Annotated in this window: 21 protein-coding genes, 1 pseudogene and 1 riboswitch; of the genes and pseudogenes, 9 read left to right on the top strand and 13 right to left on the bottom strand. The window is 63.8% G+C overall.

Features of this window, described 5'->3' with window-relative positions; all coding sequences use genetic code 11:
- Positions 1–5 precede the first annotated feature (5 nt).
- The gene (locus tag J2Y48_RS06635) at positions 6–1013 is read right to left on the bottom strand and encodes an asparaginase (protein WP_310414634.1); all 1008 of its coding nucleotides are present in this window, start codon (positions 1011–1013) and stop codon (positions 6–8) included.
- A gap of 192 nt (positions 1014–1205) precedes the next feature.
- On the opposite strand from J2Y48_RS06635, the gene J2Y48_RS06640 reads away from it, so the two are divergent.
- Complete coding sequence (locus J2Y48_RS06640; RefSeq protein WP_310414637.1) at positions 1206–2621, top strand: MFS transporter; 1416 nt, start codon at positions 1206–1208, stop codon at positions 2619–2621.
- A gap of 9 nt (positions 2622–2630) precedes the next feature.
- Here the strand turns inward: J2Y48_RS06640 and J2Y48_RS06645 are convergent, their stop codons facing one another.
- Positions 2631–3632, bottom strand: a complete 1002-nt coding sequence (locus J2Y48_RS06645) for an NAD(P)H-quinone oxidoreductase (protein ID WP_310414640.1) — start codon at positions 3630–3632, stop codon at positions 2631–2633.
- A 322-nt stretch (positions 3633–3954) separates the two neighbouring features.
- Between J2Y48_RS06645 and J2Y48_RS06650 the strand changes: the two genes are divergently transcribed.
- Positions 3955–4212: a DUF1344 domain-containing protein gene (locus tag J2Y48_RS06650; protein ID WP_310414643.1), complete on the top strand. Its 258-nt coding sequence runs from the start codon at positions 3955–3957 to the stop codon at positions 4210–4212.
- Positions 4213–4429: 217 nt separating this feature from the next.
- Here the strand turns inward: J2Y48_RS06650 and J2Y48_RS06655 are convergent, their stop codons facing one another.
- The 4 genes from J2Y48_RS06655 to J2Y48_RS06670 all read right to left on the bottom strand — a co-directional run bounded on the left by J2Y48_RS06655 (position 4430) and on the right by J2Y48_RS06670 (position 7935).
- Positions 4430–6229, bottom strand: a complete 1800-nt coding sequence (locus J2Y48_RS06655; RefSeq protein ID WP_310414646.1) for a bifunctional diguanylate cyclase/phosphodiesterase — start codon at positions 6227–6229, stop codon at positions 4430–4432.
- Between the two features lie 121 nt (positions 6230–6350).
- Entirely contained in the window at positions 6351–6788 is a 438-nt protein-coding gene (locus J2Y48_RS06660) for an EamA family transporter (protein ID WP_310414651.1), read from the bottom strand.
- Positions 6785–7171, bottom strand: coding sequence for a fluoride efflux transporter CrcB (gene crcB / locus J2Y48_RS06665; protein ID WP_310414655.1), 387 nt, complete (start codon positions 7169–7171; stop codon positions 6785–6787). Before crcB ends, J2Y48_RS06660 begins: the two co-directional genes overlap by 4 nt.
- Positions 7172–7260: 89 nt before the next feature.
- Positions 7261–7322, bottom strand: a riboswitch (Fluoride riboswitch).
- 58 nt (positions 7323–7380) lie between these two features.
- Positions 7381–7935 carry an HdeD family acid-resistance protein gene (locus J2Y48_RS06670; RefSeq protein WP_310414658.1) on the bottom strand — a complete coding sequence of 185 codons (555 nt, stop codon included), beginning with the start codon at positions 7933–7935 and terminating at the stop codon, positions 7381–7383.
- Between the two features lie 149 nt (positions 7936–8084).
- On the opposite strand from J2Y48_RS06670, the pseudogene betI reads away from it, so the two are divergent.
- The 4 genes and pseudogenes from betI to betA form a co-directional block, all read left to right on the top strand.
- Positions 8085–8687 (top strand): annotated as a pseudogene (gene betI, locus J2Y48_RS06675) (transcriptional regulator BetI); the annotation flags it as partial.
- A 230-nt stretch (positions 8688–8917) separates the two neighbouring features.
- A complete protein-coding gene (betC, locus tag J2Y48_RS06680; protein WP_310414661.1) occupies positions 8918–10447 on the top strand; it encodes a choline-sulfatase in 1530 nt (509 codons plus the stop codon).
- 1 nt (position 10448) lies between these two features.
- A complete protein-coding gene (gene betB, locus J2Y48_RS06685) occupies positions 10449–11912 on the top strand; it encodes a betaine-aldehyde dehydrogenase (RefSeq protein WP_310414664.1) in 1464 nt (487 codons plus the stop codon).
- 176 nt (positions 11913–12088) lie between these two features.
- On the top strand, positions 12089–13741 hold the full coding sequence (gene betA, locus J2Y48_RS06690) for a choline dehydrogenase (protein WP_310414666.1): 1653 nt from the start codon (positions 12089–12091) through the stop codon (positions 13739–13741).
- A 108-nt stretch (positions 13742–13849) separates the two neighbouring features.
- Here the strand turns inward: betA and J2Y48_RS06695 are convergent, their stop codons facing one another.
- The 7 genes from J2Y48_RS06695 to J2Y48_RS06725 all read right to left on the bottom strand — a co-directional run bounded on the left by J2Y48_RS06695 (position 13850) and on the right by J2Y48_RS06725 (position 20667).
- The gene (locus J2Y48_RS06695) at positions 13850–14329 is read right to left on the bottom strand and encodes a DUF6644 family protein (RefSeq protein WP_310414669.1); all 480 of its coding nucleotides are present in this window, start codon (positions 14327–14329) and stop codon (positions 13850–13852) included.
- Positions 14330–14710, bottom strand: coding sequence for a DUF6152 family protein (locus J2Y48_RS06700; RefSeq protein WP_310414672.1), 381 nt, complete (start codon positions 14708–14710; stop codon positions 14330–14332).
- Positions 14711–14888: 178 nt separating this feature from the next.
- Positions 14889–15920: a sulfate/molybdate ABC transporter ATP-binding protein gene (locus J2Y48_RS06705; protein WP_310414675.1), complete on the bottom strand. Its 1032-nt coding sequence runs from the start codon at positions 15918–15920 to the stop codon at positions 14889–14891.
- Positions 15921–15936: 16 nt separating this feature from the next.
- Complete coding sequence (gene cysW / locus J2Y48_RS06710) at positions 15937–16794, bottom strand: sulfate ABC transporter permease subunit CysW (protein ID WP_310414678.1); 858 nt, start codon at positions 16792–16794, stop codon at positions 15937–15939.
- Positions 16784–17644 (bottom strand): sulfate ABC transporter permease subunit CysT, encoded by an 861-nt coding sequence (gene cysT, locus J2Y48_RS06715; protein ID WP_310414681.1) that lies wholly within the window; start codon positions 17642–17644, stop codon positions 16784–16786. The genes cysW and cysT overlap by 11 nt, the downstream gene beginning before the upstream one ends.
- Positions 17645–17650: 6 nt before the next feature.
- Positions 17651–18670 carry a sulfate ABC transporter substrate-binding protein gene (locus J2Y48_RS06720; protein WP_310414684.1) on the bottom strand — a complete coding sequence of 340 codons (1020 nt, stop codon included), beginning with the start codon at positions 18668–18670 and terminating at the stop codon, positions 17651–17653.
- Between the two features lie 392 nt (positions 18671–19062).
- Positions 19063–20667 (bottom strand): calcium-binding protein, encoded by a 1605-nt coding sequence (locus J2Y48_RS06725; protein ID WP_310414687.1) that lies wholly within the window; start codon positions 20665–20667, stop codon positions 19063–19065.
- Between the two features lie 354 nt (positions 20668–21021).
- On the opposite strand from J2Y48_RS06725, the gene J2Y48_RS06730 reads away from it, so the two are divergent.
- The 3 genes from J2Y48_RS06730 to cysN are packed head-to-tail and all read left to right on the top strand — an operon-like array spanning position 21022 to position 24244.
- Entirely contained in the window at positions 21022–21768 is a 747-nt protein-coding gene (locus J2Y48_RS06730; RefSeq protein ID WP_310414691.1) for a phosphoadenylyl-sulfate reductase, read from the top strand.
- A gap of 39 nt (positions 21769–21807) precedes the next feature.
- Positions 21808–22761, top strand: a complete 954-nt coding sequence (gene cysD, locus J2Y48_RS06735; RefSeq protein ID WP_310414694.1) for a sulfate adenylyltransferase subunit CysD — start codon at positions 21808–21810, stop codon at positions 22759–22761.
- 1 nt (position 22762) lies between these two features.
- The gene (gene cysN, locus J2Y48_RS06740; RefSeq protein ID WP_310414697.1) at positions 22763–24244 is read left to right on the top strand and encodes a sulfate adenylyltransferase subunit CysN; all 1482 of its coding nucleotides are present in this window, start codon (positions 22763–22765) and stop codon (positions 24242–24244) included.
- The last annotated feature ends 131 nt before the right edge of the window (positions 24245–24375 follow it).

Here is a 24375-nt window from a genome sequence, read left to right on the forward strand (position 1 = left end):
CCCCGTCAGACCGCGAGTGCCCCGGTCACCCTGATATCGCCGACATGGATGCCGTTCCAGTTGTGCATGGCGTGATTGGCATGGGCCATGAGCGAGGCCTTGATCTCGGGGGTGTCGTCGAAGAAGCGCGCAAGCGTTGCCGCCACCATCGCATCGGCCGCGCGCGACGCGCCTTCCTCGCATTTCAACGCGATCGCTATCCCCTTTTCCGGCAATGCGGCACAGAACACGCCCTCGGCGCCGATCTTGGCGAAGATGCGGCCCGGCGCGATCTGCATCAACTGCGTGCAGGAGCGGCGGCTGCCGGCAACGAAGAAGGGCTCGGCCATGCAGGCATCGATCAACCGTTTGGAGGCGCGGGCGCGGCCTGGCGCAAGGCCGGTTCCCGTCGCCATCTTGGCAAAACCGTGCGCGAGCGCCTTCAAGGGCACCGCATAGGTCGGTATCGAGCAGCCGTCGGTGCCACAGTTGTCGTGCGCCAGCGCCGCCCCCGTCAGGCTTTCCATGGTGCCGCGGATTTCCGCCTGGATCGGGTGGTCGTAGCCGACATAGCCCTTGGGGTCGGTGCCGGAGTGGCAGGCGGCACAAATGAAACCGGCATGCTTCCCGGAGCAATTGTTGTGCAGCGCGGTCGGCCGCTCGATCGTGCGGGCCTGGTCGATCAGCACGCGCTGGTCGGAAGACCAATGGGCGCCGCATTCCAATGCCGAGACGTCCCTGCCCGCCGCAGCGAGCATCCGGGCGGCAAGCGCCACATGCTCCGGCTCGCCGTTGTGGGAGGCGCAGGCAAGCGCCAGTTCCTTCGCGCCGAAGCCGTAAGCGTCGGCCGCGCCGCTTTCGACCAGGGGAAGCGCCTGCATCGCCTTGCAAGCCGAGCGCGGGAAAACCGCCGCGTCGATGTCGCCGAGGGAAAAGACCACCTTGCCATCCCCATCGACCGCCACCACCATGCCGCGATGGCGGCTTTCGACGCGATTTCCGCGCGTAACCTCGACCAGGACCGGATTTTCCATGCTGCTTGCCCTCAAGGAATTGCGATACGGTTGCTCTCTTAGCCGAAATCATGCGCCATGGCATCCCGAGGCAAGAGGTTTCCAGACCCGTTCCGGTTTTGTGGACTCCTCGAACTGTCGTGACATTTGGCTCTTCCCGCGAAACGCAAAACATGTAGGTTTCGGCCGAATCCCTCTTTCCTTGCGTAACCAATGACAGAAGCACCGCCAATCTCCGCGCCGTCGCGCCTTTCGGACCTTTTCTCCGGCGCGAATCTCTTTCCGACGCTCATGCTCGGCGGCGGCATCTCGATGCACGCGATCGAGACCTACATCACCGCCACGCTGATGCCCTCGATCGTGCGCGACATCGGCGGGCTGTCGCTGTTCGCCTGGGCGACGACGCTCTATGTGGCCGCCTCAGTCGTCGGTTCGATCTTCGTCGCCGTGCGGCCGGCCGGCGTCTCGCTCAACCGCTGCTATGTGGGTGGTGCGGCGCTGTTTGGTGCCGGCAGTTTCATCTGCGCGGTGGCGCCGGTCATCGAAATCGTGCTCGTCGGCCGCGCCGTCCAGGGCCTTGGTGCCGGGCTGCTGGTCACACTCGGCTATTCCTTCATTCGTTTCGTCTATCCCGAAGCGCTCTGGCGCAAGGCATCGACACTCTACGCGGCGATCTGGGGTGTTGCGACGTTCCTCGGTCCGAGCATCGGCGGCATCTTTGCCAATGGCAGCGCCTGGCGCGAGGCCTTTGCCATACTCGTCCCGATCGCGCTGGCAATGGCGCTTCTGGCCCCTCGCCGGCTGCCGCGGGGAGAGGACCGACACCAGGTCGCCCCGGCCCCTTACGCGCAGATCGCGCTGCTGCTCGCCTCTGTCCTGTTCGTTTCCTTCGCCGGATCGGTCGAGGCCGTGCCACTGCGCGCCGCCCTTGTCGGTCTCGCGACCGTCGCGATCTTCGCGATGGTGGCGATCGAGCGGCGCGCGCGAGCGCGCCTCCTGCCGGCCGGCGCCGTGCGGCTCTCGTCAATGCTTGCCCGCATCTACCTGATCATGCTGCTGATGCTCGTGGCGCTCGCCTCCGACATCTACATCCCCTATTTCCTGCAGGGCTTGCACGGCGTGACGCCGCTGATGTCCGGCTATCTTGTGGCGGTGCTGGCGCTCGGCTGGACCGCAGCGGCCTTCCTGACGGCGGGCCTTTCGGGAAGGCGGGCCGTCGTCTCCATCGCGGCCGGCACGCTGGTCGAGGCGGTTTCGACCGGCGCTCTTCTTGTCCTTTTGGCGCGCGCCAATCCGGACTCGAGCGTTGCAACGCTCGCGCCGGCAACGATCGCGATCTTCGGCATGGGCTTCGGCGTCGGCATGGGCTGGGCGCATCTGGTGACGCTGGTGCTCAAGCGCGCTCCCGAGGACGAGAAGGACAAGGCGTCCGCGGCGATCACCACCATGCAGTCGCTCGGCAGCGCTTTCGGCGCCGCGCTTGCGGGGGTGGTGGCAAACAGCACCGGGCTTCTCGATCCGGGCGGCGTCGCCGGCAACATTTCGGCGGCGAGCTGGCTCTATGGCCTGTTCGCGCTTCCCGGCCTCGCCGCCTTCGTCCTGGCAGTGTCGCTGCTGCGGCAGCGCTGAAACTCCACCTCAGTCGAAGGTGATCACCACCTTGCCGATGTGGTCGCCCTGCTCCAGCGTGCGGTGGGCGGCTGCAACCTCGGTGAAGGGCAGGACCGACTGGATAACCGGCGCCACGCGGCCGGAATCCAGGTGCGGCCAGACCTTTTCCAGGAGCTCGTCGCGGATCGCCTTCTTTTCCGCCACCGTGCGCGGCCGCATTGCCGAGCCCATGACCCTCAAGCGTTTTGTCAGGATCGGCCCAAGACTGACCTTCTCGGCGACGGCGCCCCCCAGGAAGGCGATGATCGAGAGCCGCCCGTCCAGCCCGAGGGACTTCAGGTTCCGGTCGAAATAGGCGGCCCCGATCATGTCGAGGATCACGTCGACGCCGCGTTTGCCGGTCTCCTCGGCGATGACGGCGGCAAAGTCCTCCGTCCGGTAGTTGATCGCCCGATGGGCGCCAAGGCCGACGCAGGCCTCGCATTTTTCCACCGACCCGGCCGTGGCGTAGACCTTGGCGCCGACGGCGATCGCAAGCTGGATTGCGGTCGTTCCGATCCCGCTGGTGCCGCCGTGGATCAGCACCGTCTCGCCGGATTTCAACCCGGCCATCATGAAGAGATTGGCCCAGACGGTGAAGAAGGTTTCCGGCAACGCCGCGGCCTTGACGCCGTCGTAGCCCTTCGGAAACCGCAACGCCTGACTGGCCGGCACCGCGCAGTACTGGGCATAGCCGCCGCCGTTCGCGAGCGCGCAGACCTTGTCTCCCACCGAAAACTCGGTCACGCCGGGGCCACAGGCAACCACTTCGCCGGCAATCTCCAGGCCGAGGATGGGGCTTGCGCCCGGCGGCGGCGGATAGTCCCCCTTGCGCTGCATGATATCGGGGCGGTTGATGCCGGCGGCGCCGACGCGGACAAGGATTTCACCGGGTCGCATGTCGGGAAGCGGTCCCTGCGCCATCATCAGGTTTTCGACACCGCCAGGCTCGCTGACGTCGACAAAGGTCATGGTTTCGGGCAGGGGCATGGCGTTTTCTCCGTGCTGTCGGCGCAAGAGCGCCTTCGTGCTATCGCGAAGATAGCGGAAAGTGCCTGCGAACGTCAGGTCTGCGAGGCCTGCGAACATTAAATTTCGGTCATCTTGCAGTCGCCACAATTCGTCACAAACCATTGAATTTTCGTAATTTCATCGACTTACCAAATTACCTATCTTTAATTTGAAGTCATCATTAGACAGTCCTAATTTTCACACGGAAGCCGGGAAGCGCCGGCGGCCCCTCGGTCGCGACACGACGCATTCGGACGGCTTCGGAAAGAGCCCCTTGCAGGGCCTAAACAGGACAAGTCTCATGCGTGTTCTTCTTTCCAACCTTGCGATCGTTGCCCTCCTGGCCACGCCTGCCGCAGCTCTTGCAGCCCAGACCGCGACCGGAACAGTGAAATCTTTTAGCGCCCATGACATGAGCCTGACGCTCTCCGACGGCACCACCTACATACTGCCGAAGGGCTTCAAGGATCCCGGTCTGAAGGCCGGGGAGAAAGTCTCCGTATCGTGGGACATGGTCGGGAAAAAGCATGAAGCCCACGCCGTGAAGATTCTGCAGTAACTGCAGAGTCTTGAGCGATCTGCCCCGACACTACAACGGATCGCTCAGGATAGGCCGGGCTTGCGGCTGTGTGTGTGCGCAAGCTGTCAGGCTGAAAGAGGGCGGATCCGGCGGGTCCGCCCTTCCCTTGGCCTAAAGCGCGTCGCGATCTTTCAGATTCGCTTGCCGTGCTTTAGGTCCTTCTTCTTTCGGATGTCTTGGCCCCGGGAAACATGCTTTAGGCGTGCCGGACGCGTTCGCTGCAGAACACGATGCCCCGCTCGCTCCCTTTCGCGGCTCCCTTCAGCGCCGCGATCCGGGCGCTGATCTGCTGCGGGTCGGAAACCAATTCCCCCTTCGGCACAGCAAGGATGACGGCCGAGCAGCGCATCAGGGGATAGTCACGCGGGGCGCCGTCACGATCCCGGCCGCGGATGCCGCCCGCCAGAAGATCCTCGGCAGAGTAGAGGTGGCGGGCTTCGCGACCGAAATCCTGCAGAAGGCGCTCCAGCAGGGCTTCGACGTCCGCAGCATCACGTCCCGAAACGCCCGCGAAGAAATCGTCGCCACCCAGATGACCGATGAAGATATCATCACCGATGAAATGGCGGCGCATCAACGAGGTGAAAAGCAGGATCGCGCGGTCGCCCATCTGGAAGCCGTAGTGATCGTTGAACGGCTTGAAGTTGTCGAAATCGAAGTAACAGACGTACCGGACCTGATCGGTGTCGAGCCCCTGCTCCTGCAGGTACTCGTGGATGGAACGGTTGCCCGGCAGGCCGGTCAGGGGATTCTGGTCTTCGGCGGTCTTGAGTTGCTTCTCGCTGATGATCCGCAGCAGCGAAGAGGCGCTGAGGATGCCGGCATAGCGCATGTTCTCGGTGAGGATCACGCATTCGCTGCCGCCCATGTCGGCGAATTTGGCAAGCAGTTGCTCGGCCGGCGTCTCGAGGTCGGCCACCGGCGCCATCGTGGTGAAGTGCGCCAGGCTCCGCTGGTAGAGCTTGTTCTTCAAGAGGTCGCGACCGAACGGATGATAGCTCAGTTCCTTGACGTGATACTCATAGAGGATCCCGCGCGGCTCGTCATTGGCGTTGAGAACGGGAAAGAAGGTCCGCTTGGGGTCCTTGCGGAACAGTTCGAACACCGACTCCAGGCTGGCATTCTCCCGCACGGCCGGCAGCTGTTCGATCTGCCGGCGGATCAGGATGCTGTCGATCGAGCGCTCGTTGCGACGGGCCGTGCCTGCGCCCACCGCCAACGCATAGACCGGCCGGAGGACGGTCATGTCCGTCTGCGGGCGGCAAATGTGCCACCCCTGCGCCAGATCGCAGCCGGCATCGCGGCAGGCGATGAATTCGGCCTGCGTCTCCACGCCTTCGGCGATCACCCGGATGCCGAGCACATGGGCCGCGTTGACCGTGCTCTTCACAAGGTGGCGCTTTCGCGCATCCCTGTCGATTCCGGAAACGAAGTGCCGGTCGATCTTGAGGTAGTCGACCGCATGGTCGCACAGGGCCTTCATGCCGCTGTGGCCGGTCCCAAAGTCGTCGATCGCCAGCTTGAACCCCTCCTGCCGCAGCCGGCCGAGGAAGGCGCCGAACTCCGGCACATCGCCATTGTCGAAGCGTTCCGAAATCTCGAAGCAAATCGAGGAGGCGGGAATGCCGGCGCGCTGGAGGTGGCTCGACAGGCGCTCGACCACGTCGGCCGCCTCGACGACGAGGCGGGTATCGAGATTGATGAACAGCGTCCGGCTGGCAAAGTCCGGCAACGCGGCAAAGGCTGCGAGCGCACGGCTGTTGATCATGTGCTCCAGCGCCAGAAGCTCGCCGGCTTCGTGTGCGCGGTCCAGAAGGTCGAGCGGCGAGCGGAAACCGAGTTTTTCGTGGCCGCGCATCAGCGTTTCGTAGCCGAACACCGCACCTGACGCCGCTTCGACGATCGGCTGGAACGCCGTTTCGATGGCAAGCTTGGAAAGCGTGACGATCTGGTCATCACTAAAGCGGTGACGGGCAAGCATTTCGGCAGCGGACATCGGGGACTCCGGGGTCTTGAACGTACCGGACTCTTTTCCCGCGAAATCTCAACAATCGGTTTCGCCAAGATGACAGTTTAATGAAACTTCAATGATGGCAAGGACTTGCATAAAACTGTCATTAAATGCGCAGCGTCAGCATGACGGCGCCCACCGCGATCATCAGGACCGCCAGCCAGTGCATCGGCGACAGCCGTTCCCCGAGGAACAGAGCCGCGAAGGCGACAACCAGCACCACGCTCAGCTTGTCGACCGGCGCCACCTGCGAGGCGTCGCCAAGCTTCAGGGCGTGGAAGTAGCATACCCAGGACGCCCCGGTCGCAAGCCCCGACAGGACGAGGAACAGCCAGCTCCTGCCCGACACTGACGCCGGCTCCTGCCAGCTTCCGTTGATCGCAAGGATGAACGCAAGTGCGGCGAGGATGACGATGGTGCGGACGAAGGTGGCGAAATCGGAATTGACGCCCTCGATGCCGATCTTGGCGAAGACGGCGGTCAGGGCGGCGAAGACCGCCGAGCCGACCGCCCAGAACTGCCAGGATGCGAGGATCGGCTTCACGGCAGGCTGACCCAGGCGACACGCGCCAGGAACAGGCCGGCCCCGATGGCGGACAGTGACAGGATGACGCTTGCAAGCACATAGGCGAGCGCAAGCCCCAGGTTCCCCCGCTCCCACAGAAGCGCGGTATCGAGCGCGAACGCGGAGAAGGTCGTAAAGCCGCCGAGAACGCCGGTCGTGAGCAGCAGGCGCACCTCCTGCGGCAGGTGCCCGCGAAAAGCAAAAAAGCCGGCCAGCAGCCCCATCGTCAAACAGCCTGTGACATTGACGGTCAGCGTTCCGAGCGGAAAGCCGTTGCTGGAAATTCGGGCGGCAAGGACGTTGATGCCGTGCCGACCGGCGCCGCCGATCCCCGCGCCGAGAAAAACAATGAGATAATTCATAACGCTACCCTTCCACGATGTGTGGCGGTAACGGAAACCACCCGGGTGCGGCTGCCATTGCACGCGCCTGCCGGGCGACCTTCCGGTCCGCCTTGGCAGGAGCTATCAGCCGATCCGGCGGTTATCGGGGAGCTCCATCCCCATCCCACGCGCACTTCGTAACGCGAATGGCGCGGCGCTGTCAAACGGACACGTCGCCGCGCGAAGGGCTAAGCCTTGCGCAACGCCAGACCGAAAAAGATGAGCGCCCACCCCTGCATCGCCAGATCGAAGGCGAGGAACAGGCCGAGCAGCCACAGGCTGTTTACCGGCCAGCCGATGAGAAAAACGATACCGGCCAGCGCGGTGACGATGCCGCCCGCCAGCAGCCAACCCCAGCCGGCACCCTCGTCGCGCGAGTGAAACGCCACCCAGATGCGGAAGAGACCGGAGACGAGCAGGGCGCAGGCCATGAACAGCGTCAGCACCTTCGAGGTCAGGATCGGGTTGGTGAAGGCCAGAACGCCGGCGGCAAGATAAAGCAGCGCGCTCAGCACCCAGTAGATCGTGTCCTTCCACGCCTTCACCTGGAAGGCATGAGCCAGATAAACGCAGCCGCCGATGATCATCAGCATGCCGACATAGTACACCGTGACCACCGTCGCCCACAGCAGATTGCCGGCGGCTAGCAGGCCAAAGGCAAGCAGGGCAACGCCGAGAGCGACGAACCAGCCCCATTTGCCGCGAACTTCGGAGAGACGAGGTATTCCCGAACTAACAGCCATGACTAACCCCCAGTCAGTGGAACGAGAAATACCGATGGTACCACGAAATCTTCAGTTGTCATGATCGCCGGGCACTCGCCCATGCGCCGCCATATTTTTGTTGATTGGTCAGTCAATTAAAAATAGATTGATCCCCAGAGGAGGAGTGCATGCCGAAGGTTGGAATGGAGCCGGTGCGCCGCAAGGCGCTTGTGGACGCGACGCTCAAGGCTGTCGGCGATCACGGCTCGCTGGCCGTCACCATGTCGGAGATCGCGCGGCACGCGGGCGTTTCGCCGGCGCTGGCGCATCACTATTTCGGCTCCAAGGAGCAGCTTCTGATCGCCACAATCCGGAGTCTTCTCCAACAGTTACGCACTGACGTGGTCAAAGCGATTCAATCCGTTCAGACGCCGCGTGAGAGACTTTCGGCAATCATCCGCGTCAGCTTCCAGGCCGACCAGTTCGCTCCGGAAACGATCGCCGCATGGCTCGCCTTTTACGCCGACTCCCAGCGCTCGGAGGAAACGCGACGGCTGCTCGTGCTTTATGCGCGCCGCCTGCGCTCGAACCTCGTCGCCAATCTCAGGCAGCTTTGCCCGGTCGACGACGCACTCCGCATCGCCGACGGCGCCGCCGCGATGATCGACGGTCTCTACATCCGGCAAAGTCTGAGGTCCGTGCCGATCAGCATCGATTCCTCGATCGCGCTGACGGAGGACTATCTGAATGCGCAGCTTCGCTCGGTCGATTCTGCTTCTCTTACCGCCCCTCCACCTGCCGGCACCTTCTCGCCGCAGGCGGGGAAAGGGACGGGCACAGCACTGACTGTGTGCGAAAAGGATGGGAGCGAAGCTCCGGGGCGGGGTGAGCAGGTCACTCCTGATGCAACCGTTTCTGTCGCAGGATCACCCCCACCCGCCGCTTCGCGGCGACCTCCCCCATCAAGGGGGAGGTAGGTTGCACGCAGCGACATTCATTTTCACCCAAGGAACCGCATACCGTGACCGCCAGTAAGCCAAACATCCTGATCATCATGGTCGACCAGCTGAACGGAAAGCTCTTTCCGGACGGCCCGGCGGACTGGCTGCACGCGCCGCACATGAAGGCGCTGGCCAAGCGTTCGGCGCGGTTCCGCAACAACTACACCTCCTCGCCGCTCTGCGCGCCGGCCCGCGCCTCGTTCATGGCCGGGCAGCTGCCGAGCCGCACGCGCGTCTACGACAACGCAGCCGAATACGTATCCTCGATCCCGACCTTCGCCCATCACCTGCGCCGCGCCGGCTTTTACACGGCGCTGTCCGGGAAAATGCATTTCGTCGGCCCGGACCAGTTGCACGGTTTCGAGGAGCGGCTGACGACGGACATCTACCCGGCCGACTTCGGCTGGACGCCGGATTACCGCAAGCCCGGCGAGCGCATCGACTGGTGGTATCACAACATGGGTTCGGTGACGGGTGCCGGCGTTGCCGAGATCACCAACCAGATGGAATATGACGACGAAGTCGCCTTCCTCGCCAACCAGAAGATCTACCAGCTTTCGCGCGACAACGACGACACCGGCCGGCGCCCCTGGTGCCTCACCGTCTCCTTCACCCACCCGCACGATCCCTATGTGGCGCGCAGGAAGTTCTGGGATCTCTACGAGGACTGCGAGCACCTTGAGCCGGAGGTCGGCATGCTGGAGGAGCAGGATCCGCATTCCGCGCGCATCCTGCACTCCTGCGATTATGCCAGCTTCAACATCACCCGCGAGAACGTCCGCCGCTCGCGCCAGGCCTATTTCGCCAACATCTCCTATCTCGACGAGAAGGTCGGCGAATTGGTCGATACGTTGACGCGGACCCGGATGCTGGACGACACCCTGATCCTGTTCTGCTCCGACCACGGCGACATGCTCGGCGAGCGCGGTCTGTGGTTCAAGATGAACTTCTTCGAGGGTTCGGCGCGCGTGCCGCTGATGATCGCCGGCCCCGGCGTGACGGCCGGCCTGCACACCGCGCCGGTCTCCAACCTCGACGTGACGCCGACCTTGTGCGACCTCGCCGGCATTTCCATGGACGAGGTCATGCCCTGGACAGACGGCGAGAGCCTCGTGCCGGTCATCAACGGGGAAGAGCGCACCGCGCCGGTCCTGATGGAATACGCCGCGGAAGCCTCCTATGCGCCGCTCGTCGGCATCCGTGAGGGAAAGTGGAAATACATTCACTGCGAGCTCGATCCCGAACAGCTCTACGACCTCGAGGCCGACCCGCTCGAACGCACCAATCTGGCGACCTCCTCCGACCCGGTCGTCAAGGCGACGCTGGAGGCCTTCCGGCAGATGCGCGAGGCGTGCTGGGACATGGCCGCCTTCGACGCCGCCGTGCGCGAGAGCCAGGCGCGCCGCTGGGTCGTCTACGAGGCACTGCGCAACGGCGCCTACTACCCCTGGGACCACCAGCCGCTGCAGAAGGCTTCCGAGCGCTACATGCGCAACCACATGAACCTCGACAACCTCGAGGAATCCAAACGCTACCCGCGAGGAGAATAAGATGAGAGCCCAACCCAAAGCCTCGCACTTCATCGACGGCGAATATGTCGAGGATACTGCCGGCACGCCGTTCGAGAGCCTCTATCCCGCCACCGGCGAGGTGATCGCGCGTCTTCACGCCGCGACGCCCGCGATCGTCGAGAAGGCGATCGCAGCCGCCAAGCGCGCGCAGCCGGAATGGGCGGCGATGAGCCCGACTGCGCGAGGCCGCATCCTCAAGCGTGCCGCCGAGATCATGCGCGAACGCAACCGCGAGCTTTCCGAGCTGGAGACGCTCGACACCGGCAAGCCGATCCAGGAGACGATCGTCGCCGACCCGACCTCGGGCGCCGACAGTTTCGAGTTCTTCGGCGGCATCGCCGCGGCCGGGCTGAACGGAGACTATATCCCGCTCGGCCAGGACTTCGCCTTCACCAAGCGTGTGCCTCTCGGCGTCTGCGTCGGCATCGGCGCCTGGAACTATCCCCAGCAGATCGCCTGCTGGAAAGGCGCGCCGGCACTGATCTGCGGCAATGCCATGGTGTTCAAGCCGTCGGAGAACACGCCGCTCGGCGCGTTGAAGATCGCCGAGATCCTGATCGAGGCCGGCCTGCCGAAGGGGCTCTACAACGTCATCCAGGGAGACAGGACGACCGGGCCGCTGCTCGTCAACCATCCCGACGTTGCCAAGGTGTCGCTGACCGGCTCGGTGCCGACGGGCAGAAAGGTGGCCGGTGCGGCAGCCTCTGCGCTGAAGCACGTCACCATGGAACTCGGCGGCAAGTCGCCGCTGATCGTCTTCGACGACGCCGATCTCGAAAGCGCCATCGGCGGGGCGATGCTCGGCAATTTCTACTCGACCGGCCAGGTCTGCTCGAACGGCACCCGCGTTTTCGTGCAGAAGGGCATCAAACAGAAATTCCTGTCGCGGCTGAAGGAGCGGACCGAAAAGATCGTCATCGGCGAGCCGCTGGACGAGGCGACGCAGCTCGGGCCGATGGTGTCGAAGGCACAGCGCGACAAGGTGCTCGACTATATCGGCAAGGGCAAGGCGGAGGGTGCCACGCTCCTCACCGGCGGCGGCATCCCGAACCATGTTCCCGGCGAGGGCTACTACATCCAGCCGACCGTCTTTGCCGACGTCACCGACGGGATGACGATCGCCCGCGAGGAAATCTTCGGACCTGTCATGTGCGTGCTCGACTTCGAGCACGAGGACGAGGTGATCGCGCGCGGCAACGCCACCGAACTCGGCCTTTCCGGCGGCGTCTTCACCCGCGACATCACTCGGGCGCATCGTGTGGTCGACCAGCTGGAGGCCGGCACACTCTGGATCAACACCTACAATCTCGCCCCGGTCGAGGTGCCCTTCGGCGGCTCCAAGCAGTCCGGCTTCGGGCGGGAGAACTCGCTGGCGGCGCTGCAGCACTATTCGGAACTGAAGACGGTGTACGTGTCGATGGGCCCGGTCGAGGCGCCGTATTGAGGGCTTGCCGCTCACTCTAACCTCCCCGCAAGCGGGGAGAGGGGACCTGACACACGGAGCGCCGAAAAGGTCGTGACGGCGCGGCATATCCCTTCTCCCCGCTTGCGGGGAGAAGGTGGCGGCAGCCGGATGAGGGGCAGACCAACAGGCAAGACAAACAAGGAAAGACAGGGGCAATGCAGCAGGCAGATTACATCATCGTCGGATCCGGTTCGGCAGGCTCCGCCCTCGCCTACCGCCTCTCCGAGGACGGCAAGAACACCGTGATGGTGCTGGAATATGGCGGCTCCGACATCGGGCCGTTCATCCAGATGCCGGCGGCACTTGCCTGGCCGATGAGCATGAAGCGCTACAACTGGGGCTATCTCTCCGAGCCCGAGCCGAACCTCAACAACCGGCGCATCACCGCCCCGCGCGGAAAAGTGATCGGCGGGTCGTCGTCGATCAATGGGCTCGTCTATGTGCGCGGCCACGCGGAGGACTTCAATCGCTGGGAGGAACTGGGCGCGCGCGGCTGGGCCTATGCGGACGTGCTGCCCTATTTCAAGCGGATGGAGCACAGCCATGGCGGCGAGGACGGCTGGCGCGGCACGAGTGGGCCGCTGCACGTCAAGCGCGGGCCGGTGAAGAACCCGCTGTTCCACGCCTTCATCGAGGCCGGCAAGCAGGCCGGTTTCGAACTGACCGGGGACTATAACGGCTCCAAGCAGGAAGGCTTCGGGCTGATGGAGCAGACCGTCTGGCAGGGCCGGCGCTGGTCGGCGGCGAACGCCTATCTGCGGCCGGCGATGAAGCGGCCGAACGTCGAGCTGGTGCGCTGCTTTGCCCGCAAGATCGTGATCGAGGATGGCCGCGCCGTCGGCGTCGAGATCGAGCGCAACGGCAAGATCGAGGTGGTGCGGGCCAACCGCGAGGTGATCGTCTCGGCTTCCACGTTCAACTCGCCGAAACTGCTGATGCTCTCCGGCATCGGCCCGGCGCAGCACCTGCGGGACATGGGCATCGAAGTGAAGGCCGACCGGCCGGGCGTCGGCGCCAACCTGCAGGACCACATGGAGTTCTATTTCCAGCAGATCTCGACGAAGCCGGTGTCGCTCTATTCCTGGCTGCCGTGGTTCTGGCAGGGGGTGGCAGGCGCGCAGTGGCTCCTCTTCAAGCAGGGGCTCGGCATTTCCAACCAGTTCGAGGCCTGCGCCTTCCTGCGCTCCGCCCCGGGCGTCAAGCAGCCGGACATCCAGTATCATTTCCTGCCCGTGGCGATCTCCTACGACGGCAAGGCGGCGGCAAACACGCATGGCTTCCAGGTGCATGTCGGCTACAACCTGTCGAAATCGCGCGGCAGCGTGACGCTGCGCTCCGCCGATGCGATGGCCGATCCGGTCATCCGCTTCAACTACATGAGCCATCCGGAGGACTGGGAGAAGTTCCGCCATTGCGTGCGGCTGACCCGCGAGATTTTTGGCCAGAAGGCCTTCGACCACTATCGCGGGCCGGAAATCCAGCCGGGCGACAAGGTGCAGACCGACGAGGAGATCGATGCCTTCCTGCGCGACCACCTGGAGAGCGCCTATCACCCCTGCGGCACCTGCAGGATGGGCGACAGGAACGACCCGATGGCCGTCGTCGACCCGGAGACCCGCGTCATCGGCGTCGACGGCCTGCGGGTGGCGGACTCCTCGATCTTCCCGCACGTTACCTACGGCAACCTCAACGGTCCCTCGATCATGACCGGCGAGAAGGCGGCCGATCATATCCTCGGCAAGCAGCCCCTGCCCCGCTCCAACCAGGAACCGTGGATCAATCCGCGCTGGGAGACGAGCGACCGCTGAACGCCTCTCTGGTCCCTGCCCCGAGCGGCCGCGGGCGGAACCATTTGCATTTTGCGGGTTGCCCCTCCAGTCCCGCATCCCGACCGGGGTAAGGGACGACCGGTAAGATCAGCCGGTCGCCACGAAGCCGATCCACCTGCCGGCGAGCAGGGCCGCCGGCCAGATCAGCAGCGACAGCAAGGCCTGGAAGCGCAGGAGCGACGGCACCGGCTCACCGCTTAGCGCAATTTTCCAGCGACGGCTCGAATGAATGACCAGCGCGTTGACGACACCGCAGAAGAGCAGCGACAGCTTGGTGAGGAAGGCGGGATTGGCCGCGTATTCCGCGGGACGGACCGAGAACAGGCAAATCCCCGTCAGCACTGCGAAGCCGATCCCGACGGCCGCGCTGCGTGACAGGTAAGGCGCAAGCGTTGACAGCGGAAAGCGACGGAACAGACCGAGCAATCGGAGGTCCAACGGCACGATCGCGCCGACGACCAGCCCGATCGCCAGGATATGGGCGGCGTTGACGAACAGGTATAGCGTGCCGGAGCTCTTCAGCGCCGCGGCGAGAGGCGACGTCGAAAGCCACTGCATCGCCTCCATTCAGTTCACCGTAATCCGGTCCGGATAGATGTCGAAGACCTTGCCCTCGACCGTGATGCGCACCGCCTTCATCCGCTTCTCATCGCGATCGAGCGAGCGGTTGCCGAGAACGACCACCTGGTCCCCAGGCTTGGCGGAGCCTTCGACGAAGCCTGAACGCTGGTTCTGGCGCGGATTACCCAGTTCGACCTTCCACAGCCCATCGCTTGCCGTCTCGACGTCGAGGGTGGGATGCGGCGGAGCGATCACGACGGCGCGAACGATGCCGGTGAGTTCGGTCTGCTCTTCTTCGGCCCAACTCCAGCCGTGATGCGCGAGAGCCACGGTGGCGGAAAGGGCCGTGATGGCAATGGTGGCAGCTATGCCGGGGAAACGACGCATGGCGCACTCCTTTCGGTCCCTGTATTTGGCGAAAGGTAGAGTGGCCCGGCTCAAAAGCGAGTCGGGATCATCGGTCCTGAACAGACGAATGCCTTCGCCGCTCGGGACGGGGGAGCCGGCCGACCCGCTCAAGCGGTATCGGCACCATCCGAAAGCGCGGAGGCGCCCCCTTGCCGGCTCAGTAGAACAGCTTCCAGCGCGTCGGGCGAAACGACAGGATCGAGCCGTTGGTGGCTGCCGCTTCGAGCGGGATCTCGATCTCCACGTGGCAGGGGTCCTCGGCGGATCCGAGTTCGACCTCGGCGATGCGGGTGCCGGCAAGACGGCGGCTCGACGTGACCGGCCCGGTGAAGCAAGGTCCCTCCTCCACCAGCGAAACATCCTGCGGGCGGAAGAACAGGCGTCCCTCGCCGTCGCGCTGGGCGGCAAGCCCGGTCGAAGCCCCATGGAAATGCACGGTGCCGTCGATCACCGTCACCGGCAGGTTCGCACTCTCGCCGATGAAGGAGAAGACGAAGGGCGAATTCGGCCGGTCGTAGACGTCGTCAGAGGAACCGACCTGCTCGATCTTGCCCTGGCTCATGACGACGACCCGGTCGGCAAGTTCCAGCGCCTCCTCCTGGTCATGCGTGACGAACACGGTCGTGTGGCCGGTGCGATCGTGGAATTCACGCAGCCACCGGCGCAGTTCCTTTCGCACCTTGGCGTCGAGGGCGCCGAAGGGCTCGTCGAGCAGCAGCACCTTCGGCTCGATCGCCATGGCACGGGCGAGCGCGACGCGCTGGCGCTGGCCGCCCGAGAGCTGGTTGGGGTAGCGCTTTTCCAAGCCGCTGAGTTGCACCATGTCGAGCAGCTCGAGCGCGCGGCGGCGGATCTCGGCCCTTGGCGGGCGCTGGTGGCGCGGACGGACCGTCAGGCCGAAGGCGACGTTTTCCGCCACCGTCATGTGGCGAAACAGCGCGTAGTGCTGGAACACGAAGCCGACATTGCGCTCCTGCACGGATCTGTAGGAGGCGTCCTCGTTGCCGAAGAAGATGCGCCCCAAGGTGGGCTGCTCGAGGCCGGCGATCAGGCGCAACAGCGTCGTCTTGCCGGAGCCCGACGGGCCGAGAAGAGCGATCAGCTCGCCGGATTCGATCTTCAGCGACACATCGTGCAGCGCCGGGTAGAGATCGAACTCCTTGCGGATCTTTTCTACGCGAATTTCCATGTGCGGATCTGCTCTTTTAGTGTTTCTGCGTGCCCGAAAGCTCGGAGCCGTACTGGGTTTCAAGGATAGTTCGAAGCGCGAGCGTCAACAGCGCCAGCAGCGCCAGCAGCGAGGCGACGGCGAAGGCGCCGACGATGTTGTAGTCATTGTAGAGGATCTCGACATGCAGCGGCATGGTGTTGGTGAGGCCGCGGATGTGTCCGGAAACGACCGACACGGCGCCGAATTCGCCCATGGCGCGGGCATTGCAGAGCAGCACGCCATAGAGCAGGCCCCACCTGATGTTCGGTAGCGTCACGTACCAGAAGGCCTGCCAGCCGCTGGCGCCCAGCGAGATCGCCGCCTCCTCGTCGGCCGTGCCCTGCTCCTGCATCAGCGGGATCAGTTCGCGCGCGACAAACGGGAAGGTGACGAAGATCGTGGCGAGCACGATACCCGGCACAGCAAACACGACCTGCAGGCCGTAGGATTTGAGGAACGGCCCGAGCGCCGAATTCGCACCGAACAGCAGCACGTAGACAAGACCGGAAATGACCGGCGAAACCGAGAACGGCAGATCGATCAGGGTGATCAGGAAGGCCTTGCCCTTGAAGTCGAACTTGGCGATCGCCCAGGAGGCTGCGAGGCCGAAGATCAGGTTGGCGGGCACGGCGATCGCCGCCACCAGCAGCGTCAGCCGGATGGCGGACACGGCATCGGGCTCGCCGAGGGCTGCAAGATATTCGCCCCAGCCCTTCCTGAACGCCTCGGTGAAGACGATCAGCAGCGGCGTCAGCACGAAAAGAGCGAGAAAGGCGAGCACCGCAAGGATGAGCAGCCAGCGGACGGGCGCGGTCTCGCTGATGGGGTTCTTGAAGTGGTGGTCATTGCTCATAGCCGAACCTCCGCCTGCTCCACGCCTGGGTAAGATTGATGAGCAGGAGCATCAGGAAAGCGATGATCAGCATGACGCTCGCAATCGCGGTTGCCGCCCCATAGTCGAACTCTTCCAGCCGAATGACGATCAAAAGTGGCGCGATCTCCGAGACGAAGGGAATATTGCCGGCGATGAAGATCACCGAACCGTACTCACCGATGCCGCGGGCCAGCGCCAGCGCGAAGCCGGTGAGGATCGCCGGCGTCAAACCGGGAAGAATGACGCGGAAGATGGTCTGGAACCGGTTGGCGCCGAGCGAGGCGGCCGCCTCCTCCACCTCCTGGCTGATCTCCTGCATGACCGGCTGGACGGTGCGCACCACGAACGGCAACCCGATCGCGATCAGCGCCACGATAATGCCGAGCGGCGTGTAGGCGACCTTGATGCCGAGCGGCGCAAGCAGGCTGCCGATCAACCCGTTCGGCGCATAGATCGAAGTGAGCGCGATGCCGGCAACCGCGGTCGGAATGGCGAACGGCAGGTCGACCATCGCATCGACGATGCGGCGGCCGGGAAAGTTGTAGCGCACCAGCACCCAGGCGGTGACGACGCCGAAGATCACGTTGATGACGGCGGCGATCAGTGCCGTGGAAAAGGAGACCTTCAGTGCCCCGAGCGTACGCGGATCCATGACGAGGCGGAAGAAATCGGACCAGCCTAGGGAAGCGGACCGCCAAGCGAGGCCCGCGAGCGGGATGAGAATGATGAGTGTCAGGTAGGCCAAAGTAAAGCCCAGCGTCAGTCCGAAGCCCGGAATGACGCTAGGGGTTTTCCAGTGCCACCGCGCAGCGCTGGGGGTGGATGTCATTCGATCTCAGTTCCCCGGCTTGTAGACCTGGTCGAAGATACCGCCGTCACCGAAGAATTCCGGCTGCGCCTTCTTCCATCCACCAAAGGCCTCGATCGTCACGAGTTCGAGCTTCGGGAACTTCTCCAAGAGCTTGGCATCGACACCGGCGGGATCCGACGGGCGATAGAAGTTCTTGGCCGCGAGATTCTGGCCTTCCTTACTATAAAGATACTCAAGGTAGGCATTTGCAAGCTTTTCCGTGCCCTTGGCTTCGGCGTTGCCCTTCACCAGCGCAACGGGTGGCTCTGCATAGATCGACAGCGACGGCGCGACGACGTCGAACTGGTCGGGGCCGAGTTCCTCGAGCGCCAGCCAGGCTTCATTCTCCCAGGCGAGCAGCACGTCGCCGATGCCACGCTCGACGAAGGTGGTGGTGGAGCCGCGCGCGCCCGTATCCAGAACCGGCACGTGCTTGAAGAGCGTGGTGACATATTCGGTGACCTTGGCCTTGTCGCCGCCGAATTCCTTTTCGGCCCAGGCCCAAGCGGCCAGGAAGTTCCAGCGCGCGCCGCCCGAAGTCTTCGGATTCGGCGTGATCACCTGGATGTCATCCTTGATCAGGTCGCCCCAGTCCTTGATGGCCTTCGGGTTTCCCTTGCGTACGAGGAAGACGATCGTCGACGAATAGGGCGTCGACTTGTTCGGCAGCAACTCGCGCCAGTTTGCCGGGATCTTCTTCGTCCGCTCGGCGATCGCGTCGATGTCGGCCTCGAGCGCCAGTGTCACGACGTCGGCCTCGAGACCGTCGATCACCGCGCGGGCTTGCTTGCCGGAGCCGCCATGCGACTGCTGGATCGTGACGTCTTCGCCGGTCTCCGCCTTCCAATGAGCCGCGAAGGCGGTGTTGTATTGTTTATAGAACTCGCGGGTCGGATCATAGGAGACGTTCAACAGCGTGCTCTGCGCCCAGGCGACCGAAAAGCTGCCAACCGCGAGGCCGACGCCGAGCAATGCCACACTCAAACTCTTGGAATAAATAGACATTTTCTACTCCCTCACATTTGGTGCACAAAGTCTATTAAGTTAGTAGAGTTAGTCAACAATGAAACTGGGTTCCGCAAAAGTGGTTCCCTGCAACGTTCCCGGCGGCAAAACGGTTCCCCTCAATCCCGGATTCGACGCGATAGATCTGCCGGGAAAACCCCGCAGCAGGAAATGCGACAGGCACCTCAAGATCAGCCGCAGAGGCTGCCAACCACCATCAAAGATGCATCCGCTCCGCAAGATATATGCTGAACGGGAAAACCCTTGAGCGACTGCGTGTCAGAGAGACTTTAGGGCAATACGGACAAATGCAAAAGCGAATGCCTATGGCGCCAAGGGGGCGGCTGGCGCCGCCCCCTTCTGTTTACAGAAGAAACTTTGAATTCGACCGCTCAGAGCAGGAAATCGCTGGCGTCGAGATCCTTCAGCTTGAAATCGTCAAGGACAATGATGTCCGTGCTGCTGAGCTTGATGTGGACGTCCGTTCCCACCTGTACGGCCTTTTTCAGAACCGCACTGACCGACGAAAAATTATAGGACCGAAGGTCGATGTCATCGATGTTGTTCTGGAAATCCGTGATCGTGTCCTTGCCGTAACCCTTGGCAAACACGAAGACATCCGCCCCGCCGCCGCCGGTCAGCGTGTCGTTGCCCTTGCCGCCGTTGATTTTGTTGGCGCCGCTGTTGCCGGTCAGCTTGTCGGCGTAGCTCGAACCGGTCAGGTTCTCGATGGAAACGTAGGTGTCGCCTCTCGCATCGTTGGTGTTAACGGAGGCCTTGGCGAGATTGGCAACAACGCCCTTCGTCGCGCCGGCATAGGACGCCGTGTCGGTGCCCGCGCCGCCATTGAGCTTGTCTGCACCCGCACCGCCGATCAGCGCGTCGTTGCCGGCGCCGCCATCGAGTGCGTCGTTACCGCTACCACCGTTGATCTTGTTGGCGCCGCTGTTGCCAGTGAGCTTGTCGGCATAGCTCGAACCGGTCAGGTTCTCGATGGAGACATAGGTGTCGCCCTTCGCATCGTTGGTGTTGATCGATGCCTTGGCGAGGCTGGCGACAACGCCCTTCGTCGCACCGGCGTAGGAAGCCGTGTCGGATCCCGCACCACCATCGAGCTTGTCCGCGCCCGCACCGCCAATCAGCGTGTCGTTGCCGGCGCCGCCATTGAGCGCGTCGTTGCCCTTGCCGCCGTTGATCGTGTTGGCGCCACTATTTCCGGTCAGGTTGTCGGCATAGCTCGAGCCGGTCAGGTTCTCGATCGCAGCATAGGTGTCGCCCTTCGCATCGTTCGTGTTATCGGATGCCTTGGCAAGGTTGGCGACAACGCCCTTCGTCGCACCGGCGTAGGATGCCGTGTCGGTTCCTGCACCACCATCGAGCTTGTCCGCGCCCTCACCGCCGATCAGCGTGTCGTTGCCGGCGCCGCCAAAGAGCTTGTCGTTGCCCGTGCCGCCCTTGACGGTGTCGTTGCCGCCTTCACCGTAAAGCGTGTCGTCGCCGGCGCCGCCGTTCAGGACGTCATTCTTGTCGAAGCTCTTGAAGACGTCCTTTCCGGTGCTGCCGACGAAGTTGATGCTGTTCTTCTTCAGAAGGGCAAGCAGGCCCGTGGTGTCCGCCGCCGACAGGGTGGATCGCAGCGCGTTGGCGTCCGCGGAGGTTTCAAGGCCAAGTCCGCTGATCTTCAGATCGGTCATCTGCTTGAAGGTGCTGCTTGCGGCATCGTGCGTTGTGTTTGTGCCGAAACGCAGCGCGCTGAGCGATCCTACTACCTGGTGGGTGTTGATGTCGTATGCCCAGTCGGTCTTGCCTGCATCGAGAACGAGCCCCGTCGCATTGGTGTCGAGGCTGGCATACTGCTTGCCGGACATGCCGCTTGCTCCGGAAAACTGGCCGCGACCAGCCGCGACGAAGCTGGAATCGAACTTGCTGAGATAAGTGAGAACATCGACACCGACGCCATTCTTGTCGGTGTCGTAGGCCGTAATCGTGATCGCCATGAGTTTATCCCCTGAAGGCAAAATTGAATCAACAAGGGTCTCGCTAATTTAAGATGACTATTATTGTCAAATTTAAACATGACTCTTGCAGTCATCTTTTTGGCCGAAAATCGAGGGACTGCCAATCTCGCCCGACCCGCCGGAGTTTCGCATATGTCCTCGCGACCGCGGTCTCAGGAATTATTCTATAATTTTTATGGTCTTCCGGTATTTCCAGCTCTGTCAGCCGTATTCTGCGATCAGCCGCTTTTGAGGCGATATTTGCTCTCGCGAAACGACATTAGAAATCCGTATTCCTGTCCATTCGCCGGGGGGGCTGCGATATTCCGCGAACAACAGCAGGATTTCGTACCGATGGCATCGCATCTTGAAACTACCGCAAGGGTCCTCAGTGAGCAGCTCAGCGGTCTCGACCTCGGCGGCCGTCTTGCGCTGGTTGCCGGTGCGAGCGGGCGGGCGGTGTTCACCACCAGCCTCGGCATCGAGGACCAGGTGATCACCGCGGCGATCGGCCTGAACCGGCTGCCGATCGAGGTCGCAACGCTCGACACCGGCCGCCTGTTCAAGGAGACGGCCGAGCTGATCGGCGAAACGGAAGACCGCTTCGGCATCGAGATCGTCCGCTTTCATCCGGCAAAGGACGAGGTCGACGCCTATGCCAGCCGGTACGGCCTGAACGGCTTCTACGAAAGCGTCGAGGCCAGGCATGCCTGCTGCGGCGTGCGCAAGCTGCAGCCGCTGGCACGCGCCCTCGAAGGGGCGTCGTTCTGGATCACCGGGCTGCGCCGCGGCCAGTCCGGCAACCGGGCGGAGACGCCGTTTGCCGAGTATGACGCAGAGCGCAACCTCATCAAGATCAACCCGCTCGCCGACTGGGACATCGGGACGCTTCAGGCCTATGTCGCCGACAATGCGGTGCCGGTGAACCCGCTGCATGCGCGCGGTTATCCCTCGATCGGCTGCGAGCCGTGCACCCGGGCGATCAAGCCCGGCGAGCCGGAGCGGGCCGGCCGCTGGTGGTGGGAGAACGACGAGAAGCGCGAATGCGGCCTCCACGTTCCTGAAACCGCCCTCCCCTCGCTGAATTCAAGTTCCCTTTGAGGCCGACCGGCCGATCAGATTTCTGGAGACGACTGGAAAATGTCCGATATCCGTAGCATGGCGGAGGCCAAGGGCGCGCAGGCCACCAAACCGCCGCTCGACCCGCATCTCAAGGCGCTCGAGAACGAGGCCATCCACATCTTCCGCGAGGTCGCCGCCGAATTCGAACGGCCGGTGATGCTCTATTCGATCGGCAAGGACAGTTCGGTCCTGCTGCACCTTGCCCGCAAGGCCTTCTATCCCGGCCGCGTCCCTTTCCCGCTCTTGCACGTCAACACCGGCTGGAAGTTCGCCGAGATGATCGCCTTCCGCGACGAGATCGTGAAACGCTACGATCTCGACCTGATCGAGCACGTCAATCCGCGCGGGGCAGAAGAGAACGTCACGCCGTTCACGCACGGCTCGGCCCGCTACACCGACATCATGAAGACCGAGGCGCTGCGCCAGGCGCTCGACGCCGGCAAGTACGACGCCGCCTTCGGCGGCGCGCGTCGCGACGAGGAGGCCTCGCGCGCCAAGGAGCGCATCTACTCCTTCCGCACCCCCGATCACCGCTGGGACCCGCGCAACCAGCGCCCGGAACTGTGGAACGTCTATAACGGCATGATCAACCGCGGCGAGAGCGTGCGCGCCTTCCCGCTGTCGAACTGGACCGAGGTCGACATCTGGCGCTACATCCAGGCCGAGGACATCCCGATCGTGCCGCTCTACTTCGCCAAGAAGCGCCCGTATGTCGAACGCGACGGCATGATGGTGCTGGCCGAGGACCCGCGGCTGGAACTGCTGCCGGACGAGACGAAGCAGGAAGGCGTCATCCGCTTCCGCACGCTCGGCTGCTTCCCGCTGACCGGCGCGATCCGCTCCACCGCCACGACGCTCGACGACATCATTTCCGAACTGGAAACCGCAACCGTCTCCGAACGCCAGGGCCGCGCCATCGATCGCGACCAGTCCGGCTCGATGGAAAAGAAGAAGCGCGAAGGGTATTTCTGAGATGACCGCATCGGCAACCGCAACCATCGCCGCATTTCCGGCCGTCGAAACCGAACGTGTCGCCCGCGACTCGCGCCCGCTGCGGCTGATCACCTGCGGCAGCGTTGACGACGGCAAGTCGACGCTGATCGGCCGCCTGCTCTGGGACACCAAGGCGGTCAAGGAAGATCAGGCCGCCACCCTGCAGCGCGATTCCTCCTCCGGCAGGCAGAACGACCTCGGCCTGCCCGACTTCGCGCTTTTGCTCGACGGCCTGCAGGCCGAGCGCGAGCAGGGCATCACCATCGACGTCGCCTACCGATATTTCTCGACCGACCGGCGCTCGTTCATTGTCGCCGACACGCCCGGCCACGAGCAGTACACCCGCAACATGGCGACGGGTGCCTCGACCGCCGACCTCGCCGTGCTTTTGGTCGACGCCCGCGTCGGCCTGCTCGAGCAGACCCGCCGGCACGCGACGATCGCGACGCTGATGGGCATTCGCCAGTTCGTGCTGGCGGTCAACAAGATCGACCTGACCGGCTACGACCGTGCCCGCTTCGAGGCGATCAGCCACGAGTTCAAGGAGCTGGCGCTGGCGCTCGGCGTCAAGCAGGTCACCGCGATTCCCGTCTCGGCACTGAAGGGCGAGAACGTCGTCTATGACGGCCGCGCCGCCATGCCCTGGTACGACGGCCCGACGCTGGTCGAGACGCTGGAAAAAGCCACCGTCCGCTCCAACCAGACGGTCGGCTTCCGCCTGCCGGTGCAACGCGTCTCGCGCCCGGGCGAGAGCTTCCGCGGCTACCAGGGCACGGTGGCCGGCGGTGCGGTGAAGCCCGGCGACAGCGTCGTCGTCCTGCCGTCGGGCATGATCGCCAACGTCAAGCAGATCGTCACCTTCGACCTCGTGCGCAACGCCGCCGTCGCCGGCGACGCCATTACCCTCGTTCTCGACCGCCAGGTCGACGTCGCCCGCGGCGACATGATCGTCTCTATTGACAGCCAGCCGATGACCGGCCGCAGGTTCGACGCCCAGCTTGTCGCCCTGCAGCCCGAAGGCATCGAGCCGGGCAAACGCTACTGGCTGAAGAGCGGCAGCCGCCGCCAGCGCGTCACCGTCACCCCGGCGAGCCAGCTCGACCTGAAGAGCGGCAAGTGGAACGCCGCCGAGGCGCTGTCGATGAATGCGATCGGCAAGGTGGCGCTGACCTTCGATGAGCAGGCGATCTTCGACACCTACGAGCAGAACCGCACCACCGGCGCCTTTATCCTGATCGACCCGGACACGCACAACACGGTGGCTGGCGGCATGGTCAGCGGTCGGCACGCCGAGCTCGGCGGCATCCACACCGGCGACGAGCGGGTGATCCTGTCGCTGCCGGCCGACCTCGCCGAAAAGCTGATGGCAACGGAGATCTTCGCCAGCCGCCGCCACGACGCCGAGGTGCGCCACACCAGCGCCGGCCGCGCCCACGAGCTGCTCGCCGATCTGGATCGGTAGAGGCTATTCTTCCGGCATGCGAGAAAGGGGCCGTGCGAGCGGCCCCTATTCTCGTTGCAGGATGCTTTTGTCCGGCCTGCACCGGTGGCGCCGCCAGGCCGGATTTTCTCCGCGCGGGGACAGGCCGGTTC

This window comes from Mycoplana sp. BE70 (assembly GCF_031455855.1).
In the GTDB taxonomy this organism is placed as follows: domain Bacteria; phylum Pseudomonadota; class Alphaproteobacteria; order Rhizobiales; family Rhizobiaceae; genus Mycoplana.

Coding starts and splice junctions, on each gene's coding strand:
- J2Y48_RS06720 (WP_310414684.1), bottom strand. CDS start 18,670: ATGTCTATTTATTCCAAGAGTTTGAGTGTGGCATTGCTCGGCGTCGGC.
- J2Y48_RS06670 (WP_310414658.1), bottom strand. CDS start 7,935: ATGGCTGTTAGTTCGGGAATACCTCGTCTCTCCGAAGTTCGCGGCAAA.
- cysT (WP_310414681.1), bottom strand. CDS start 17,644: ATGACATCCACCCCCAGCGCTGCGCGGTGGCACTGGAAAACCCCTAGC.
- J2Y48_RS06645 (WP_310414640.1), bottom strand. CDS start 3,632: ATGCCCCTGCCCGAAACCATGACCTTTGTCGACGTCAGCGAGCCTGGC.
- betA (WP_310414666.1), top strand. CDS start 12,089: ATGCAGCAGGCAGATTACATCATCGTCGGATCCGGTTCGGCAGGCTCC.
- J2Y48_RS06640 (WP_310414637.1), top strand. CDS start 1,206: ATGACAGAAGCACCGCCAATCTCCGCGCCGTCGCGCCTTTCGGACCTT.
- cysD (WP_310414694.1), top strand. CDS start 21,808: ATGTCCGATATCCGTAGCATGGCGGAGGCCAAGGGCGCGCAGGCCACC.
- cysW (WP_310414678.1), bottom strand. CDS start 16,794: ATGAGCAATGACCACCACTTCAAGAACCCCATCAGCGAGACCGCGCCC.
- J2Y48_RS06695 (WP_310414669.1), bottom strand. CDS start 14,329: ATGGAGGCGATGCAGTGGCTTTCGACGTCGCCTCTCGCCGCGGCGCTG.
- J2Y48_RS06725 (WP_310414687.1), bottom strand. CDS start 20,667: ATGGCGATCACGATTACGGCCTACGACACCGACAAGAATGGCGTCGGT.
- J2Y48_RS06700 (WP_310414672.1), bottom strand. CDS start 14,710: ATGCGTCGTTTCCCCGGCATAGCTGCCACCATTGCCATCACGGCCCTT.
- crcB (WP_310414655.1), bottom strand. CDS start 7,171: ATGAATTATCTCATTGTTTTTCTCGGCGCGGGGATCGGCGGCGCCGGT.
- betB (WP_310414664.1), top strand. CDS start 10,449: ATGAGAGCCCAACCCAAAGCCTCGCACTTCATCGACGGCGAATATGTC.
- J2Y48_RS06705 (WP_310414675.1), bottom strand. CDS start 15,920: ATGGAAATTCGCGTAGAAAAGATCCGCAAGGAGTTCGATCTCTACCCG.
- cysN (WP_310414697.1), top strand. CDS start 22,763: ATGACCGCATCGGCAACCGCAACCATCGCCGCATTTCCGGCCGTCGAA.
- J2Y48_RS06635 (WP_310414634.1), bottom strand. CDS start 1,013: ATGGAAAATCCGGTCCTGGTCGAGGTTACGCGCGGAAATCGCGTCGAA.
- J2Y48_RS06650 (WP_310414643.1), top strand. CDS start 3,955: ATGCGTGTTCTTCTTTCCAACCTTGCGATCGTTGCCCTCCTGGCCACG.
- J2Y48_RS06730 (WP_310414691.1), top strand. CDS start 21,022: ATGGCATCGCATCTTGAAACTACCGCAAGGGTCCTCAGTGAGCAGCTC.
- J2Y48_RS06655 (WP_310414646.1), bottom strand. CDS start 6,229: ATGTCCGCTGCCGAAATGCTTGCCCGTCACCGCTTTAGTGATGACCAG.